The organism is Bradyrhizobium sp. 132 (genome assembly GCF_023074185.1).
Classification (GTDB): domain Bacteria; phylum Pseudomonadota; class Alphaproteobacteria; order Rhizobiales; family Xanthobacteraceae; genus Bradyrhizobium.
Genome location: NZ_JADPKY010000106.1, coordinates 59,485 through 76,227, shown reverse-complemented (window position 1 = coordinate 76,227; position 16,743 = coordinate 59,485). Strand labels below are relative to the sequence as shown.

Here is a 16,743-nt window from a genome sequence, read left to right as displayed (position 1 = left end):
GCTTCCGGATCACCGGGGGCATGACAACCGGAAGCAATCCCTCGACTCTTCGCGCGGGGATTCGTTCCTCGTGGAATTAGCCGCTCGGCGCGTCGCCGGAATCATCCGGCACCATGCCGGAGCCGGGTGTCTTGCTGTTGTCGTTCAACTTGGGATCGCGCGTGGCCTCGCGAGAGGGCGAGCCCTCTCGCTTCGACTTGTGCACCGTTTGCGCGCGCTGCTTGTCCCGCGGCTGCTGTTCACCGCGCTGATCTCTGATGATGCCTTGGTCGGAATGGGCCATGATATGCTCTATATGCTCTCGCCTCTCTCGTGTCGTCTCGAAGCGCTTACGCGCCTGAGCCTCGAAGGTTCCGAGAGCAAGAGAGGCTGCGGCTAACTATGGGCCGCGCGGACCGCGGCCGATGCATTTTCATGATGCACCTGCCGCACCGTCGTCACCGTCGCAAATGCGACCGAGACGCCAAAGGCGAAAATGAGAGAAAGAAGAGCCAGACGTGGGCGTGTAGCCATCGCAAACCTCCTTCTGGAATTAAATTCCTGGAATCAAAAAATAACGCGATCGACTGCTCCCGAATAATGAATTGGTGGCTTGCGTTCCGTGAGCCGTCTCACACGCAGATTCACGGAAACGAGAGCGTCACGCCTCCTGCCTTTGACGGCTGCGGGCCGCAACGGGCGGCACCTCGCCGTCGAGCCAGTCCTGCTCGTTCGCGAGTGCCGTCCACGCCTCCGCCATGCGCAAGAAGCGGTTGTGAGCCGGCTGTCCTTGGGACCGTTCAGCGAGCTGAAGGCAATTGTCGGCGTTGTCTCTGAAAGTGTCGGATCGTTTCATGAAGGAAAATTGGGGACGGAACCTGGGCGCTGCAACAGCCCTTACGAGATCGTAACATTTGCGGAACTTTGGTCACCATCCGCTATTGGCATACATGCGGATTCTTGTCGCGATAGTCCTCGCCTCCATCAGCACTGCAGCGCTTGCCGATAGCACCGCCGAGCACAGTCCGGCCGGCCGCCCGCCGACCGCAACCGAGGTCATCAGCGACCTCTACACGTTCAGCCGCTTCCAGCAGGGTCTGCTGGAGAGCACCGACCTGAAGGGCAATGCCGAGGTCAAGAACCTCGCCGCCCTGCGTGCCGAAGAAGCAGCCCAGCGCGACAAGGCCCTGAAGCCGATCCAGGAGGCGATTGGCACTGAACCGCGCGTCGCCAAGACGACCCCGGCGAGCGCGAGCCTGGTCGAGCCCGAAACCTCGGACGGGCCAACTTTCGTCAAAAGCTTCTATGCCGCGCAGATTCCTGAATATGAATCGGTCATCGACCTGCTCGAACGCTATCTCAAGGCGCCCGATGATGCCGCCCTTGCGGCGTTCGCGCGCGAGCAGCTCCCGATGTTGCGCTCGCAGGTCAAGGACGCCGAGCGCACCATGGCGGACAAGTAGCCCCTTTACTTGTTGTTCGGATGATGTTGCTGGCTCTCCGGCCGCACCGTACGGTCGCTCTCCGGCATTCTGTCCCGGCCGGCATCCCCATTGTCATCCTTGCCGCCCGAGCTCGAGGTGCTGCTACCGCTGGGGTTCGACCGGGTCGAAGTGCCCGTGGTCGGCGTATCCGCCCGTGGCGTGGCGGAGCTTGCGGCGGGATCGCCGGTCACGGCGCCGCGACCGCTGGGCGCACCGCTCTGCGCCAAAGCCGATCCGGCAAACACCATCACAATCACGACGACGGCAAATCCGGCTTTCATATGCGCTCTCCCTGCATTTGCGGGCTAACGGGAGGGCCGCCACTCCGTTCCTGAAGCCAACTGCCCCTTGCAGGGGACCTTCGGCCCGAAAATTTCGGAACCCGATGGAACCATTTCGGTCCGTCGCGATTGTTTTCATTGGGCTGAGCAAAGCAGGTTCCATTTCCTGGTGCCGTACGTTGGCGCTTGATTTCGAATTGGGCTGAAGCTCTATCTTGATCAATCGCGTCTTGCCTGGGATTCGGCCGGCGCCTGCGGGGGAATGAGTATGAGCGACGTCGAAACCGGAACTGCATCACGCTCCGGTCGTCGCGGCCCAAAGCCAAAGAACAACGGTATGTCGGAGCCGGATTCCCGGGCAGAATTGCTGCTTGCCCTCCAGGCCATGCGCAACGGCGATTTCTCGGTGCGCATGAGCGGCGACTATCTCGGCATTGACGGCAAGCTCGCCGACACTTTCAACGAAATCATCGCCGCCAATCAGCGCATGGCGCAGCAGCTCGAGCTGGTCGGCCAAGTGGTGGGCCGCGAGGGCAAGACGCGGCAGCGCGTGAAGTTCGGCCTCGCCTCCGGCTCCTGGGCCGATATGGAAGGCTCGGTCAACACATTGATCGACGATTTGTTGTGGCCAACTCGCGAGGTGACGCGCGCGGTCGCAGCCGTGGCGCAAGGCGACCTGATCCAGACCGTCAAGCTCGACGTCGACGGCCGTCCGCTCCGCGGAGAATTCCTGCAGTCCGCGACCATCGTCAACACCATGATCAAGCAGCTCGGCGTGTTCACCTCCGAGGTGACGCGCGTCGCGCGTGAGGTCGGCACCGAGGGCAAGCTCGGCGGCCAGGCCCAGGTGCCGGAAATGACTGGCGTCTGGAAGGATTTGACCGAGAGCGTCAACTCGATGGCGAACAACCTGACCAACCAGGTTCGCAACATTGCCGAGGTGACGATCGCTGTGGCCAACGGCGACTTGTCGAAGAAGATCACGGTGGACGTGCGCGGCGAGATCCTTCAGCTCAAGGAAGCCATCAACACGATGGTGGACCAGCTCCGCTCCTTCGCTTCCGAAGTGACGCGCGTGGCGCGCGAGGTCGGCACCGACGGCAAGCTCGGCGGCCAGGCCATCGTGCCCGGCGTCGCCGGTACCTGGAAGGACCTGACCGATTCCGTGAACGCGATGTGCGGCAACCTCACCGCCCAGGTGCGCAACATCGCCAACGTCACCACCGCCGTTGCGCGCGGCGACTTGTCGCGCAAGATCACGGTGGACGTGCGCGGCGAGATCCTGGAGCTGAAGGACACTATCAACACCATGGTGGACCAGCTCAACTCCTTCGCCTCCGAAGTGACGCGCGTGGCGCGCGAGGTCGGCACCGAGGGCAAGCTCGGCGGCCAGGCCCAGGTGCCTGGTGTCGCCGGCACCTGGAAGGACCTCACCGACAACGTCAACTTCATGGCGTCGAACCTGACGGCCCAGGTCCGCAACATCGCTGACGTCGCGACCGCCATCGCGGGCGGCGACCTCTCGAAGAAGATCACGGTGAACGTGTCGGGCGAGATCCTTCAGCTGAAGGAAACGCTGAACACCTGCGTGGACCAGCTCAACGCCTTCGCCGGCGAAGTGACGCGTGTGGCGCGCGAGGTCGGCACCGAAGGCCGCCTCGGCGGCCAGGCCAACGTGCTCGGCGTCGCCGGCACCTGGAAGGATCTCACCGAGAGCGTCAACTCGATGGCGTCGAACCTGACCGCGCAGGTCCGCAACATCGCCGAGGTGACGACGGCGGTTGCCGGCGGCGACTTGTCGAAGAAGATCACCGTGGACGTGCGCGGCGAAATCCTGGAGCTGAAGGACACCATCAACACCATGGTGGACCAGCTCAACGCCTTTGCCGGCGAAGTGACGCGCGTCGCGCGCGAAGTCGGCACCGAAGGCAAACTCGGCGGCCAGGCCCAGGTGCGCGGCGTCGCCGGCACCTGGAAGGACCTCACCGACAGCGTCAACTCGATGGCGTCGAACCTGACCGGGCAGGTCCGCAACATCGCCGAAGTCGCGACCGCGGTGGCCAAGGGCGATTTGTCGAAGAAGATCACCGTCAACGTGTCCGGCGAAATCCTTCAGTTGAAGGAAACGCTCAACACCATGGTGGACCAGCTCAACGCCTTCGCCGGCGAAGTCACGCGCGTTGCGCGCGAAGTCGGCACCGAAGGCAAGCTCGGTGGACAAGCCGAAGTGCCCGGCGTCGCCGGCACCTGGAAGGACCTCACCGACAGCGTCAACTCGATGGCTGGCAACCTCACCGCCCAGGTCCGTAACATCGCCGAAGTGGCGACCGCGATCGCCGGCGGCGACTTGTCCCGCAAGATCACGGTGGACGTGCGCGGCGAGATCCTTCAGCTCAAGGACACCTTGAACACGATGGTCGACCAGCTCAACCGCTTCGCGGGCGAGGTGACGCGCGTGGCGCGCGAGGTCGGCACCGAAGGGCGCCTCGGCGGCCAGGCCAACGTGCCCGGCGTCGCCGGCACCTGGAAGGATCTCACCGACAGCGTCAACTCGATGGCGGGCAACCTCACCGCCCAGGTCCGCAACATCGCCGAGGTCACCACTGCCGTGGCGCGCGGCGACCTCTCGCGCAAGATCACCGTCGACGTGCGCGGCGAAATCCTGGAGCTGAAGAACACCATCAATACCATGGTGGACCAGCTCAACGCCTTTGCCGGCGAAGTCACGCGCGTCGCGCGCGAGGTCGGCACCGAAGGCAAGCTCGGCGGCCAGGCCGAGGTGCCCGGGGTTGCCGGCACCTGGAAGGACCTCACCGACAACGTCAACTTCATGGCCTCGAACCTGACGGCCCAGGTCCGCAACATCGCCGAGGTCGCAACCGCGATCGCGGGCGGCGACCTCTCGAAAAAGATCACGGTGGACGTGCGCGGCGAGATCTTGCTGCTCAAGGACACCTTGAACACCATGGTCGAGCAGCTCCGCTCCTTCGCGGCCGAAGTGACGCGCGTCGCGCGCGAGGTCGGCACCGAAGGCCGGCTCGGCGGCCAGGCCGTGGTCCCCGGCGTCGGCGGCACCTGGAAGGACCTCACCGACAACGTCAACCTTTTGGCCGCGAACCTCACCACGCAGGTCCGCAACATCGCCGAGGTCACCACTGCGGTGGCGCGCGGCGACTTGTCGCGCAAGATCACCGTGGACGTGAAGGGCGAAATCCTCGAGCTGAAAAACACCATCAACACCATGGTGGACCAGCTCAATGCCTTCGCCGGCGAAGTGACCCGCGTCGCGCGCGAGGTCGGCACCGAAGGCGAACTCGGCGGCCAGGCCCAGGTGCCCGGCGTCGCCGGCACCTGGAAGGATCTCACCGACACCGTCAACTTCATGGCGGCGAACCTGACCGAGCAGGTCCGCGGCATCGTCAAGGTGGTGACCGCGGTCGCCAACGGCGACCTCAAGCAGAACCTGACGGTGAAGTCGAAGGGCGAGGTCGCGGCGCTCGCCGACACGATCAACAACATGACCGAGACGCTCGCGACCTTCGCCGACCAGGTGACGTCAGTGGCGCGCGAGGTCGGCGTCGAGGGACGGCTGGGCGGTCAGGCCGACGTGCCCGGCGCCGCCGGCACCTGGAAGGATCTCACCGGTAACGTCAACCTCCTGGCGGCCAACCTCACCTCTCAGGTGCGCGCGATCGCGGAGGTCGCAACCGCGGTGACCAAGGGCGACCTGACACGGTCGATCCAGGTCGACGCCCGCGGAGAGGTCTCGGAGCTCAAAGACAACATCAACACGATGATCACGAACCTCCGTCTGACGACGGACGTGAACACCGAGCAGGACTGGTTGAAGACCAATCTTGCGAAATTCACCAACATGCTCCAGGGCCAGCGCGACCTCACCACCGTCGGCCGGCTGCTGCTCACCGAATTGTCGCCGCTGGTGAACGCGCATACCGGCGTGATCTATCAGGTCGAAAACGAGGATAGTCCGCAGCTTCTGCTGCTCGCTTCCTATGCCGGCGACGGCATCTATCCGTATCAGCGCGTGCTGCCGCTCGGCGACGGCCTGATCGGCCAATGCGCGATCGACAAGCGTCCGCGCGTGATCGCGGACATTCCGGCCGACGTGGTGCCGATCAATTCGGCACTGCTCCGGGTCGCGCCGAAGAACCTCGTGGTGCTGCCGGTGCTGTTCGAAGGCCAGGTCAAGGCGGTGATCGAGCTGGCCTCGCTCACCTCGTTCACGACCTCGCAGATGACGTTCCTGGAGCAGCTCACCGACTCGATCGGCATCGTGCTCAACTCGATCGAAGCGACGATGCAGACCGAAGGTTTGCTCAAGCAGTCGCAACAGCTCGCCGGCGAACTCCAGACCCAGCAGCGCGAGTTGCAGCAGACCAACGACCAGCTCGAACAGAAGGCGCAGCAGCTCGCCGAGCGCAACGTCGAGGTCGAGCGCAAGAATCAGGAGATCGAGCAGGCCCGCCGCGCACTGGAGGAAAAGGCGACCGAGCTGGCACTCACCTCGAAGTACAAGTCCGAATTCCTCGCCAATATGAGTCACGAGCTGCGCACGCCGCTGAACTCGATCCTGATCCTCGGACAGCAGCTCACCGACAATCCGGACGGCAATCTCACCGGCAAGCAAGTCGAATTCGCCCGTACCATCCACGGCGCCGGCACCGACCTGCTCAATCTCATCAGCGACATTCTCGATCTCTCCAAGATCGAGTCCGGCACCGTGACGGTCGACGCCGAGGAAATTTTGACCGCGAACCTGCTCGATACCGTCGGGCGGCCGTTCCGTCACGAGGCGGAAAACCGCAACCTTTCGTTCAAGATCGACCTCGATCCGAATCTCGCGCGCAGCCTCGTCACCGACTCCAAGCGCCTGCAGCAGGTTTTGAAGAACCTGCTCTCCAACGCCTTCAAGTTCACCGCCGAGGGCGAAGTGCGCCTGAAGGTCGCCGCCGCGGTCGGCGGCTGGGGGACGGATCATCCCGTGCTGAACTCGGCGCCGGCCGTGATCGCATTCGAAGTGTCCGACACCGGCATCGGCATTCCCCTGGAGAAGCAGAAGCTGATCTTCGAGGCGTTCCAGCAAGCCGATGCCGGCACCAGCCGCAAATATGGCGGCACCGGTCTCGGCCTTGCGATCAGCCGCGAGCTCGCAAGCCTCCTTGGCGGTGAGATCCACCTGCGCAGCTTGCCGGGCAAGGGGTCGTGCTTCACGCTATACCTGCCGCTGAAATATTCCGGTCCGACGCTCGCGCCGCGCCCTGCGCCCCAGCAACACAGTCAGCCGCCGGCGCTGCAGCCCGCCACGCCCGAACAGCAGCGCGTCATCGAGCAGCTCGCCGACGACCGGCTCAACCTCGAACCCGGCGACAGCATCCTGCTGATCGTCGAGGACGATCCGCATTATGCGCGTATTCTGATTGACCTTGCCCGGGACAAGGGTTTCAAGGTGCTGGTCGCCGCACGCGGCGCGGAGGCGCTGGAGCTTGCAAAGCAGTACCAGCCGCGCGCCGTCTCGCTCGACGTGTTCCTGCCTGATATGCTCGGCTGGACAGTGCTGAGCCAGCTCAAGCACAATCCGCTGACCCGCCACATCCCCGTGCAGGTCATCACGCTCGACGAGGACCGCCAGCATGCGCTCGCGCGCGGCGCCTTCTCCTTCGTCAACAAGCCGACGACGACCGAGGGCGTCTCGGCCGCGCTGACGCAGATCAAGGAATATGCGCGGCCGCGGCGCAAGCGGCTGCTGATCGTCGAGGACAACGAAGCCGAACAGCTCTCGATCCGGGAGCTCCTGCATCACGACGATATCGAGATCGTGACGGCCGGCACCGGCGCCGACGCGCTCTCGATGCTGCGTGAGTCCCCCTGCGATTGCGTCGTGCTCGACCTGCGGCTGCCCGACATGAGCGGCTTCGAGGTGCTGGACCAGATCCGCAACGACGAGGCGCTGTCGAACGTCCCGGTCGTCGTCTTCACCGGCCGCGAGCTGTCCGCCGAGGAAGATGCGGAACTCCACACCATGGCGCGCAGCATCGTGGTCAAGGGCGTGGAATCACCGGAGCGCCTGCTCGACGAGACCGCGCTGTTCCTGCACCGCGTGATCACGGAATTGCCGGTCGAGAAACAGCGCATGCTGGAGAAGCTGAACAGTTCCGACGACGACCTGATCGGCAAGACCGCCCTCCTCGTCGACGACGACGCCCGCAACATTTTCGCGCTGTCGAGCGTGCTGGAACGGCGCGGCATGAAGGTGCTGACGGCGACCACCGGCAAGGAGGCGGTGACGCTGGTCGAATCCAATCCGGAGATCGCCATCGTGCTGATGGACATCATGATGCCGCAGATGGATGGCTATCAGACCATCGGCGTTATTCGTGAAGATCCGGCCTTCGCCCGTGTTCCGATCATCGCGTTGACGGCCAAGGCCATGAAGGGCGACCGCGAGAAATGCCTCGAAGCCGGCGCGTCCGACTACCTGGCCAAACCCGTCAACACCGATCAATTGCTGCTTGCAATCCGCATGTGGCTGCACCGCTGAGTTGGATGCCCGTATGGACCACCAAAAGGTCAACATCCTCCTCGTCGACGATCAGCCGGCCAAGCTGCTCGCCTATGAGGTGATCCTGAAGGATCTGGGCGAGAATCTCGTGATTGCCTCGTCGGGTCGCGAGGCTCTGGAGGTGCTGCTCAAGACCGAGATCGCGGTGATCCTGGTCGACGTCTGCATGCCCGAACTCGACGGCTTCGAACTTGCCGCGATGATCCGCGAGCATCCGCGCTTCCAGAAGACCGCGATGATCTTCATCTCGGCCATTCAAGTCAGCGACATCGACCGCCTGCGCGGCTACGAGATGGGCGCGGCCGACTACGTCCCGGTGCCTGTCGTGCCGGAGGTGCTGCGCGCCAAGGTCAAGGTGTTTGCCGAACTCTACCGCAAGACGCGCGAGCTCGAACGGCTGAATCAGGATCTCGAGGACCGCGTACGTGCACGTACCGCCGAGCTTGAGAATTCCACCGCAAAGCTGCGCGAGAGCGAAGAGCGGCGTAGCATGGCGATCGCCGCCGGCAAAATGGGCTCCTGGGACTGGGACTGGATTACCGGCGACTGGATCTGGGACGAGGGGCAGTATCGCATCTTTGGCGTTGGCCCGGAGAGCTTCGAGGTGAACCCGGCCAACGTTCAGGCGCTGTTGCATCCCGATGAGGTCGATCAGTTGCGCAAGGCGATCGGCGAATTCAACAAGGGCACGCGCGCCTATGAAACGGAGTTCCGCATCGTGCGGCCTGACGGCGATGTGCGCTGGTGTGTCGGCACGGCCGCCGCCACGGCCGACGACAGCGGTCGGGTTCTGCGCGTCAGCGGCGTGACGGTGGACATCACTGAACGCAAGCGCGCCGAGGAGCGGCAGAACCTCCTGGCGCGGGAAGTCGATCATCGCGCCAAGAACGCGCTGGCACTGGCGCAATCGATCGTGCGCCTCACCCGCGCGGACGAGGTCAAGGCCTATGTCAACGCCGTCGAGGGGCGCATCAATGCACTGGCGCGCGTGCATACGATCCTGTCGCTGTCGAGTTGGCAGGGCGCCGAACTCTCGAAGCTGATCGACGAGGAGCTTGCGCCCTATTCCCTCGGCGGCCAGATCAAATTGGCAGGCCCCGAAGTTCAGTTGCTGCCGGCGACCGCCCAGACGCTGGCACTGGCGCTGCATGAGCTTTTCACCAACTCGGCAAAGTATGGCGCGCTCTCGACGCGGTCGGGACGGCTCGCGATCGGCTGGCAGGCCGAGGACGAGTTGCTCACGCTGACCTGGGAGGAGACCGGCGGCCCGCTTGTCAGGCCCCCGAAGTCCCGCGGCTTCGGCACGCGGAGCCTGCTTGCGAGCGTCGAGTCCCAGCTCGGTGGACAAGCGCATTTCGATTGGCGCGCCGAGGGCCTGCTGTGCCGCCTGGAGGTGCCGTTGATTCGCAAGACTGCCGCGACAACCACACCAGGCAAATTCGAAGACGCCAGCTCCGCCGAATTGCAGCGCGCATCCGGCTAGCCGGAGGACGCATTCGTCATGCGCTGCGCCGGACGCGGTTCGCGCGCGACGCGTCCTTCGAGCCAGGCTTCCGTTCGGGCGAGCTCGCGCAGCGCTTTTGCATAGCGGCGAGCAGCACTTCGCTCCGCGCCGCGGGGCAGCTTGCGCGCTTTGCCCAGGATGTCCGCGGCGGCGTTGCGATAGGCCAGCGAGCGGTAAAGAAAGACCACCTTACCCATATCGAATGTTCCCGTGGTGTGACGTGTTCATCCTCGCAAAGCCGGCATGAACGTCGGATGAAGCGGGCAATGACAATTCGTTCATCCGGATGGAACCGGCGAGCGTCGCAGGCGTTGGATGCGAGATCGGGATAGAGTTCCATGCGCACGAAAAAGTCGTCGGACCTGATCTCTCCCAGCGGCCTCGTCAAGCTGATGACGCATGCGATGATGGGCGCAGCCCTCGGCCTCGCTTTCAGCCTCGTGCTCGTTCTGACCAATCCAGCCGTCGCCAACCTGCTCAGCCACGGCGGAAGCCAGGCCGCTGTCGCTTTCGCCCTCACATTGGCGACGACATTCGCGATCGGCGCGACACTCACCGGCGTGGTCTTCATCCTCGCAGAGGACAAGGAATCTTGAAGTGTGCGTGATGCAGCGGAGCTCCTGTGTTCGGAACTCCTGTGACCGAGCGCGGTTGGCTGCCTGCGTCAATTCAACTCAGGGAGTTCCCCCATGAAGACAACCAAGCTCGCCCTCGCCGTGATGTTGGCAACCGGCCTCGCCGCCGCGCCGTTCGCCGTGCAGGCAAAGTCGCACAAGGCGAAACATGGATCCTCCATGTCGTCGTCGCAGACCACGGGCGCCAACACCAAATCCTCCAAGGGCGCCGATCCCTCCGGTCAGGGCGGCTCCGGCCCCGGCTCCGACCAAGGCGGCACCATGACGCACAACAAGGGTGGCATGAGCAACACCAAGTAGCTGCTCGGCGAAATTCAAGGAGGCCCCGCCATCGCGGGGCCTTTTTGCTTTGCGGGTTCGGCTGAACCCTTCTCAGGCCGCTTCGCCAACCTCCGGCATCGACAAGCCCGCATGTCGCCCTGCGCGCGTACGCTTCAACGACGGCCGCCGGTGAGGTCGGGATGACAGCCCGCACGATCTGATTTCACGAGATGATCGAGCTGTCCGCTCTTGCGCACGATCAGGAGCTGGGCCGCGGCGTCGTCGAGCCCCTCGCGTTGCAGCTGCCGGATGGCCGAGCCCAGTTCGAGAATCTCGGCGCGCAGTCTCAAGATCCGGTACGTCGCCGGGTCTTCTTCCACGGCACACTCCCAAAACTTTCAATGGCGCGCGATAGCACGCACGGGATTGCCGGCTTTCTTCGCGGAACGAAGGCGCATCCTGTCGCGGACATCCGGCAGGACATCGCCGCCACCTGCAGCCTTCCATTCGCCGATCAGAAGATTGATTTTCCAGCGCAGATCCATTTGCGCCAGGGCCTTCTCCGTGCAGTCGCGATCGCGGTAGACGAGCTCGCGCACGGACGCCTCGACATCGGCCATTTCCAGCCTCAACGCACTGATTTTACGTCGAACTTCATTAATTCTGTTGTCCATGACTTGTTAGAACAAAATAAGAACATATAGTCAAGTCACGATTTCAGGTCCGGAGAAGCGACATGCAGGTTCAGGGTAAATACGATGCCAGGGCTTTCCTCACAGAGCAGATGACCCGGACACAGGGCCTCAGGCTGAAACGGCTCAGCGAAGAGGCCTATCAACCCGCGCAATATGCGCGGGACCTGTCCTCCAGTGAGGCAGCACGGCGCATCCAGGTGCTGGAAGCGGAGATCGAGCTGGCGAATTCGTTCTAGGCTGTCCGCTCAATCCAGGACGTTGCGTGCCCGCTTTCGGAACCATGCCTGTCGCGGATGGTTCTCCCCGGCCAAGGGAGAACATGCATGGCACGCAAGGCAAAGAAGCGCCGCTACTCGCGCAGCTCCGGCAGCGATGTCGAAAGCGAGATGAAACGCTACAAGAAGGGCAGCGCGAAGAGCGGACCTGGCGGTCGAGGCGGACGCGTGAAGAGCCGCAAGCAGGCAATCGCGATCGGCCTGTCGAAGGCGCGCAAGAAGGGCAAGAAGGTCCCGAAGAAGGCCGCGAAAAAGACCTCCAAGAAGAAGACCTCCAAGAAGACGAAGAAGACTTCGAAGAAAACGTCCAGGAAAACTTCGAAGAAAACATCGAAGCGCAAATCCTCCAGATAGTCGCGCTGAACTCTGTCAGGTCATGCTGCCCGGCATGAAGCAGCGGATCGAAACGCCAAACGCGGTCTTCACCGGCCACACCATGGTTCGGCCGGCCCGGTTCGGCTCGGTGATCACGGCTTCGTCCGGGACCTCGATCCACTCCCCGTCGAGCCGCACCCGATAATGCCCGTTGTGCGAGTCCCAGTCGGGATCGGCGACCGCAAATCCATCCGCATCCGAGCAGCACGGACCGAGATGGCTGCGCAGGCCGTCGAACCACGGCTTGAGGGGTGAGTCCGCGTAGCGGCCGTCGTCGCGCCCGAGAGCGTTTCCACCCCACAGCACGAATGGCGCCACGAGCAGCGCAGTCCTCAGCGAGAGCTTCAATCGATCCATGTCGGCACCGATCAAATGCGAACTGCCGGCCAGCTAGCTCAGCGGCGGCAAGTTCGAAGTTCCACGCTTGCAAACGTCCCGGCGGCTTCATTGCCGCCGACTCCATACGAGATCCGCAATTGTGATGAGCGAACACGGCTTTTTCGGACGAACCGGGTCATCCTCTCTGCCGTTAACGAGAATGTTATCGGCGGCCATCCGGAATCCTGAAGGCAAACAGGAAAGGCGGCCCGTGGGCCGCCTTTTTGGATTTGCGCGGATCGACGTTCGACTTATGCGAGCGGCACCGCGACGAATCGGGTCGCCTGCGCGTTTCTGATCTGCAGCAGCACGCTGCGCTTGCCGGACGATTTCGCCTGCGCCAGTTCCGAACGGACATCACCGATATTGGCGACGGCCTTGCCGCCGACGTTGAGGATGACGTCGCCGGTCTGAATGCCGCGCTGCGCGGCCGGCCCTTGCGGATCGACTTCAGTGACGACGACGCCCTTCTGGCCGGCGCCCTGGACGTCGCCGGCCGGAGCCAGGCTGAGCCCGAGACGCGGCGTGCCGGCATCCGGCTGCGCCTTGCCCTCGTCGGCCTTAGCCTGCCGCTCGTTCGGCAATTCGCCGAGCGCCAGCGTCACCGTCTTGCTGTCGCCCTTGTGGACGACATCGAGCTTCACGGACGTGCCCGGTGCAAGCGTAGCGATAGTGCGGGCGAGATCGCGGGAGTCCTTGATCGCGGTGCCGTTGACGGCGGTGATGACGTCGCCCGCCTCGATGCCCGCCTTCGCTGCCGGGCTAGCGTCCTGCGGATTGTCCACGATCGCGCCGCGCGCCTCCTTGAGGCCGAGGCTGTCGGCGATATCCGATGTCACCGGCTGCACCTGCACGCCGAGCCAGCCGCGTGTCACCGCGCCCTTGTCCTTCAACTGTGCGACGACGAGCTTTGCGGTCGAAGCCGGAATGTCGAAGCCGATGCCGACCGAGCCGCCGGAGGGCGAGAAGATCGCGGTGTTCACGCCAATCACGTTGCCGTTCATGTCGAACGCCGGACCGCCGGAATTGCCCTTGTTGATCGGTGCGTCGATCTGGATAAAGTCATCGTAGGGACCGTTGCCGATATCGCGGCCGCTAGCCGAGACGATGCCGGCGGTCACGGTGCCGCCAAGGCCGAAGGGATTGCCGACCGCGACCACCCAGTCGCCGATGCGCGGCTTCTGGTCGGAGAATTTGACGAACGGAAAATCCTTCTTGCCCTCGACCTTGATCAGCGCGAGATCGGTCTTCGGATCGGTGCCGACCACCTTCGCGGTATAGGTCTGGCCGTCGTCCATCGTCACCTGCACCGACTCGGCGTGGTCGACGACGTGGTTGTTGGTCACGGCATAGCCGTCGGCGGAGATGAAGAAGCCGGAGCCCTCACCCGTGATAGTCTGGTGGCGCTGGCGCGGCATGCCGTTCATGCCACCCGGACCACCGAAGCCGAATTGCCGTGAGAATTGGTCGAACGGCGTCGCCTCGTCCGAATCCATCCGGTTCTGTTGCAGCATCGCGCTCTTCTCGCTGTCTTGGTCGATTTTGACCCGCACCGAAATGACGGCGGATTTGACCTTGCTGACGAGATCGCCGAAGCCCAGCGGTGTCGTGGCGGACTCCGCGGCCTGGGCGGGCGCAATGAAGGAGGTCGCGCTGAACGGCGAAGAGCCGGGAGCAGTCGCCAGCACGGCCAGGCCAAGCGCGGCCACGGTACCGAGCAGCGCGAGCCGGCGCGGCCTCAGGATCTTGCGGGACGTGGTGGTGTCGGAATTGACGCGATCGTTCATGTCGAAATGTCCATGTTGGGTAAGTCGCCTTGCACCCAACATGGCGGTCGCCACCTTACGGCGTCCCGTCCACGCGATTAAATCTTGGCAAAGAAGACACGGAGGCGGGACGAAATGTCAGGCCGCGGCAGGCCTCTCCCACGCCGTGGTCGCGACAGCGTCCTCGTCATGTTGCGCATTGCACGCATCGTAATGTGCTTTGAGCTCAACTTCGGCGAGATATTCAAGATGTTCGGCCTGGCCGAGCAGTTCCCAGTTCTGGAGCGGCCGGTAGGCGGCCTGCTGACGACAGAGGGACGCCAGCGCGCGGTAACGACGTACGTTCTCCATGAGAGCCTCCCTCGCGTTCACAGGGGTTATGGCCCTTATTTGCGTCAGGGCGATGGCGGTCGTGCAAAACATTTGCTGCGCCCGCAGCGCGCCCGGCTCGGTTGCGTCTAGGAAATGCGTATTCGAGCGAAAGTTCCAATCAGCGCGGACTTGACGCTCGAAATCCTGTCGCAGGCCAACGGCTAGGCGTAGAGGCGCCGCTCCACGGTCACGCCGACGACGTCGAGATAGCGCTCGATCAATTCGGGCCGGCCGATGAGATAGCCCTGCATCTCCTCGCAGGCCTCGCGCGCCAGGAAGGCGCGCTGCGCTTCCGTTTCCACCCCCTCGGCGACGACCGGGATATGCAGGGCGTGCGCGAGGCTCACAACCGCGCGGACGATCTCGGCCGATTGCGGGCTCGCCTCGAGATTGGAGATGAAGCTGCGATCGATCTTGATCTTGTCGAACGGGAATGACTGGAGATAGGACAGTGAGGAGTAGCCGGTGCCGAAATCGTCCATCGCGATGCGGATGCCGAGCGCCTTCAACCGCCGCAGCAGATTGAGCGCGCGGGTGAAATCGCCGATCAGCACCCCCTCGGTGATCTCGACCTCGAGCCGCATCGGCGAGAGCCCGGTCTCAAGCAGGATCTGATGGATCGAGCCTTCGAGGTCGCCGGCCTGGAACTGGACCGGCGACAGATTGACCGCCACCTGCAACGGCCGCGGCCACGACGCCGCCTCGCGGCACGCTTCGCGCAAGACCCACTCGCCGATCTGGATGATCAGACCATTCTCCTCGGCAAGTGGAATGAACTGGTCGGGCGGCACAAAGCCCCGCGTTGGGTGGTTCCAGCGCAGCAGCGCCTCGAAGCCGATGACCTCGCCGTTGATCCGCGCCTGCGGTTGGAAATAGACGAAGAGCTGGTTCTGCTCCACCGCCTGCCGCAGGTCGTGCAACAGCAACCTGCGGTCGCGCAGCTCCCGGTCCATCTCGGACTCGAAGAAGCGGACCGTACCCCTGCCCTCGCGCTTGGCGCGATAGAGCGCGGAATCGGCATTTGCGAGCAGCGTGGCCGCATCCACGCCGTCATCCGGGTAGAGCGCGATGCCGACGCTTAAGCCGACATGGGAGAGATAGTCGTCGACCTCGAGCTCGTTACCGATCGCCTCGACGAGGCGCTCGCCGAGCGTCAGCACCTCTTCGCGGCAGACATCGTCCGGCACCAGGATTATGAATTCGTCGCCGCCAATGCGGGCGACGAAGGCGCCACCGGCTTCCGCTGCAAGACGCTCGGCCGCCGCGCGCATCAACATGTCGCCGACGGGATGGCCGAACACGTCGTTGACTTCCTTGAAGCGGTCGAGATCGAGGCTGAGCACCGCAAAACTGGTCGACGCCTCCTGCGCCCGTTCCAGCCGCTCGCTCAGCGCCGCATTGAACGCGCTGCGGTTCGGCAGATCGGTCAAGGCATCGTGGCGCGCGAGGTGGCTGATCCGTTCTTGAGTGGTGATGCGCTCGGTGACGTCCTCGATGACGCCAACCAGATATTGCGGGTCGCCGGCGCCGTCCGTGATCAGCATCTTGCGCGAATTGACGACGCGATCGTGGCCCTTGACGCCGACTTCGAGCAGATGCTCCTCGAGGAACATCGGCATGCCGCTGGCGACGACGCGACGATCCTGCTCGTTGACCATTCGGGCGACGTCGGCCGGAAAAATCTCCTCAGGTGTCCGGCCCAACATCTGTTCGCCGTAATAGTCCTCGCCAGCGCGGTTGAGCAGGATATAGCGCGAATCCCTGGCGCACTTCGCAAACACGGCGATCGGGATATTCTCGACGATGGTGTCGAGGAACTTCTGGGTCCGCAACAAATCCTGCTCGACCTCGTCATGCGTGTGTGCTCGCGCGTCAGTCATTCGCTGGCGTTCGCGGTCGCTCGCCTCATAGGCAGCGCTGACGAGCTCGCCCAGCTTGGCAAGATCGAACCGTCCAGTCGTGTCGGTGGCGCAGCGGAGCTGCTCGGCGAACAAGCGATGCATGCTCATGCCATCGCTCCCCGCCGCGTGCAGGCCTCATGCCCGCAGATATTCGATCCGCATCCCGCGCTCTCTCAGCGTTTCCAACCGCAGATTGCGACGCATAGCATTGCACGGGCGTTAATCGAACTTTCGTCTCAATGCGTTGGTTACCCCGG

17 protein-coding genes are annotated in these 16,743 nt (G+C 63.8%); 7 read left to right on the top strand and 10 right to left on the bottom strand.

Annotated features, from left to right (window positions below):
- Positions 1 to 76 precede the first annotated feature (76 nt).
- Positions 77 to 283, bottom strand: coding sequence for a hypothetical protein (locus IVA74_RS21935; protein ID WP_247347987.1), 207 nt, complete (start codon positions 281 to 283; stop codon positions 77 to 79).
- A gap of 357 nt (positions 284 to 640) precedes the next feature.
- Entirely contained in the window at positions 641 to 835 is a 195-nt protein-coding gene (locus IVA74_RS21930) for a hypothetical protein (protein ID WP_247347985.1), read from the bottom strand.
- Positions 836 to 929: 94 nt separating this feature from the next.
- On the opposite strand from IVA74_RS21930, the gene IVA74_RS21925 reads away from it, so the two are divergent.
- Positions 930 to 1,442 (top strand): DUF4142 domain-containing protein, encoded by a 513-nt coding sequence (locus IVA74_RS21925; protein ID WP_247347983.1) that lies wholly within the window; start codon positions 930 to 932, stop codon positions 1,440 to 1,442.
- A gap of 5 nt (positions 1,443 to 1,447) precedes the next feature.
- On the opposite strand, the gene IVA74_RS21920 is transcribed toward IVA74_RS21925, so the two are convergent.
- Positions 1,448 to 1,744: a hypothetical protein gene (locus IVA74_RS21920; RefSeq protein ID WP_247347981.1), complete on the bottom strand. Its 297-nt coding sequence runs from the start codon at positions 1,742 to 1,744 to the stop codon at positions 1,448 to 1,450.
- A 268-nt stretch (positions 1,745 to 2,012) separates the two neighbouring features.
- Between IVA74_RS21920 and IVA74_RS21915 the strand changes: the two genes are divergently transcribed.
- Positions 2,013 to 8,303, top strand: coding sequence for a HAMP domain-containing protein (locus IVA74_RS21915; protein WP_247347979.1), 6,291 nt, complete (start codon positions 2,013 to 2,015; stop codon positions 8,301 to 8,303).
- A gap of 13 nt (positions 8,304 to 8,316) precedes the next feature.
- Entirely contained in the window at positions 8,317 to 9,807 is a 1,491-nt protein-coding gene (locus IVA74_RS21910; protein WP_247347976.1) for an HWE histidine kinase domain-containing protein, read from the top strand.
- Here the strand turns inward: IVA74_RS21910 and IVA74_RS21905 are convergent.
- The gene (locus IVA74_RS21905) at positions 9,804 to 10,025 is read right to left on the bottom strand and encodes a hypothetical protein (RefSeq protein WP_247347975.1); all 222 of its coding nucleotides are present in this window, start codon (positions 10,023 to 10,025) and stop codon (positions 9,804 to 9,806) included. The genes IVA74_RS21910 and IVA74_RS21905 overlap by 4 nt on opposite strands.
- Before the next feature lie 141 nt (positions 10,026 to 10,166).
- Between IVA74_RS21905 and IVA74_RS21900 the strand changes: the two genes are divergently transcribed.
- Together IVA74_RS21900 and IVA74_RS21895 are read left to right on the top strand one after the other, a co-directional pair.
- On the top strand, positions 10,167 to 10,424 hold the full coding sequence (locus tag IVA74_RS21900; RefSeq protein WP_247347974.1) for a hypothetical protein: 258 nt from the start codon (positions 10,167 to 10,169) through the stop codon (positions 10,422 to 10,424).
- A gap of 93 nt (positions 10,425 to 10,517) precedes the next feature.
- Positions 10,518 to 10,763, top strand: a complete 246-nt coding sequence (locus IVA74_RS21895) for a hypothetical protein (protein WP_247347973.1) — start codon at positions 10,518 to 10,520, stop codon at positions 10,761 to 10,763.
- A gap of 134 nt (positions 10,764 to 10,897) precedes the next feature.
- Here the strand turns inward: IVA74_RS21895 and IVA74_RS21890 are convergent, their stop codons facing one another.
- Together IVA74_RS21890 and IVA74_RS21885 are read right to left on the bottom strand one after the other, a co-directional pair.
- Positions 10,898 to 11,104 (bottom strand): hypothetical protein, encoded by a 207-nt coding sequence (locus tag IVA74_RS21890; RefSeq protein ID WP_247347972.1) that lies wholly within the window; start codon positions 11,102 to 11,104, stop codon positions 10,898 to 10,900.
- An 18-nt stretch (positions 11,105 to 11,122) separates the two neighbouring features.
- Positions 11,123 to 11,344: a hypothetical protein gene (locus IVA74_RS21885; protein ID WP_247347971.1), complete on the bottom strand. Its 222-nt coding sequence runs from the start codon at positions 11,342 to 11,344 to the stop codon at positions 11,123 to 11,125.
- 116 nt (positions 11,345 to 11,460) lie between these two features.
- Between IVA74_RS21885 and IVA74_RS21880 the strand changes: the two genes are divergently transcribed.
- Together IVA74_RS21880 and IVA74_RS21875 are read left to right on the top strand one after the other, a co-directional pair.
- Positions 11,461 to 11,655 (top strand): DUF3072 domain-containing protein, encoded by a 195-nt coding sequence (locus IVA74_RS21880; RefSeq protein ID WP_247327823.1) that lies wholly within the window; start codon positions 11,461 to 11,463, stop codon positions 11,653 to 11,655.
- A gap of 87 nt (positions 11,656 to 11,742) precedes the next feature.
- The gene (locus IVA74_RS21875; RefSeq protein WP_247347970.1) at positions 11,743 to 12,048 is read left to right on the top strand and encodes a DUF6496 domain-containing protein; all 306 of its coding nucleotides are present in this window, start codon (positions 11,743 to 11,745) and stop codon (positions 12,046 to 12,048) included.
- 15 nt (positions 12,049 to 12,063) lie between these two features.
- On the opposite strand, the gene IVA74_RS21870 is transcribed toward IVA74_RS21875, so the two are convergent.
- The 4 genes from IVA74_RS21870 to IVA74_RS21855 form a co-directional block, all read right to left on the bottom strand.
- Positions 12,064 to 12,426, bottom strand: a complete 363-nt coding sequence (locus IVA74_RS21870; RefSeq protein WP_247347969.1) for a hypothetical protein — start codon at positions 12,424 to 12,426, stop codon at positions 12,064 to 12,066.
- Positions 12,427 to 12,698: 272 nt separating this feature from the next.
- Complete coding sequence (locus IVA74_RS21865) at positions 12,699 to 14,234, bottom strand: Do family serine endopeptidase (RefSeq protein ID WP_247347968.1); 1,536 nt, start codon at positions 14,232 to 14,234, stop codon at positions 12,699 to 12,701.
- A 117-nt stretch (positions 14,235 to 14,351) separates the two neighbouring features.
- Entirely contained in the window at positions 14,352 to 14,564 is a 213-nt protein-coding gene (locus IVA74_RS21860; RefSeq protein ID WP_247347966.1) for a hypothetical protein, read from the bottom strand.
- 182 nt (positions 14,565 to 14,746) lie between these two features.
- On the bottom strand, positions 14,747 to 16,594 hold the full coding sequence (locus IVA74_RS21855; protein WP_247347965.1) for an EAL domain-containing protein: 1,848 nt from the start codon (positions 16,592 to 16,594) through the stop codon (positions 14,747 to 14,749).
- Positions 16,595 to 16,743 lie beyond the last annotated feature (149 nt).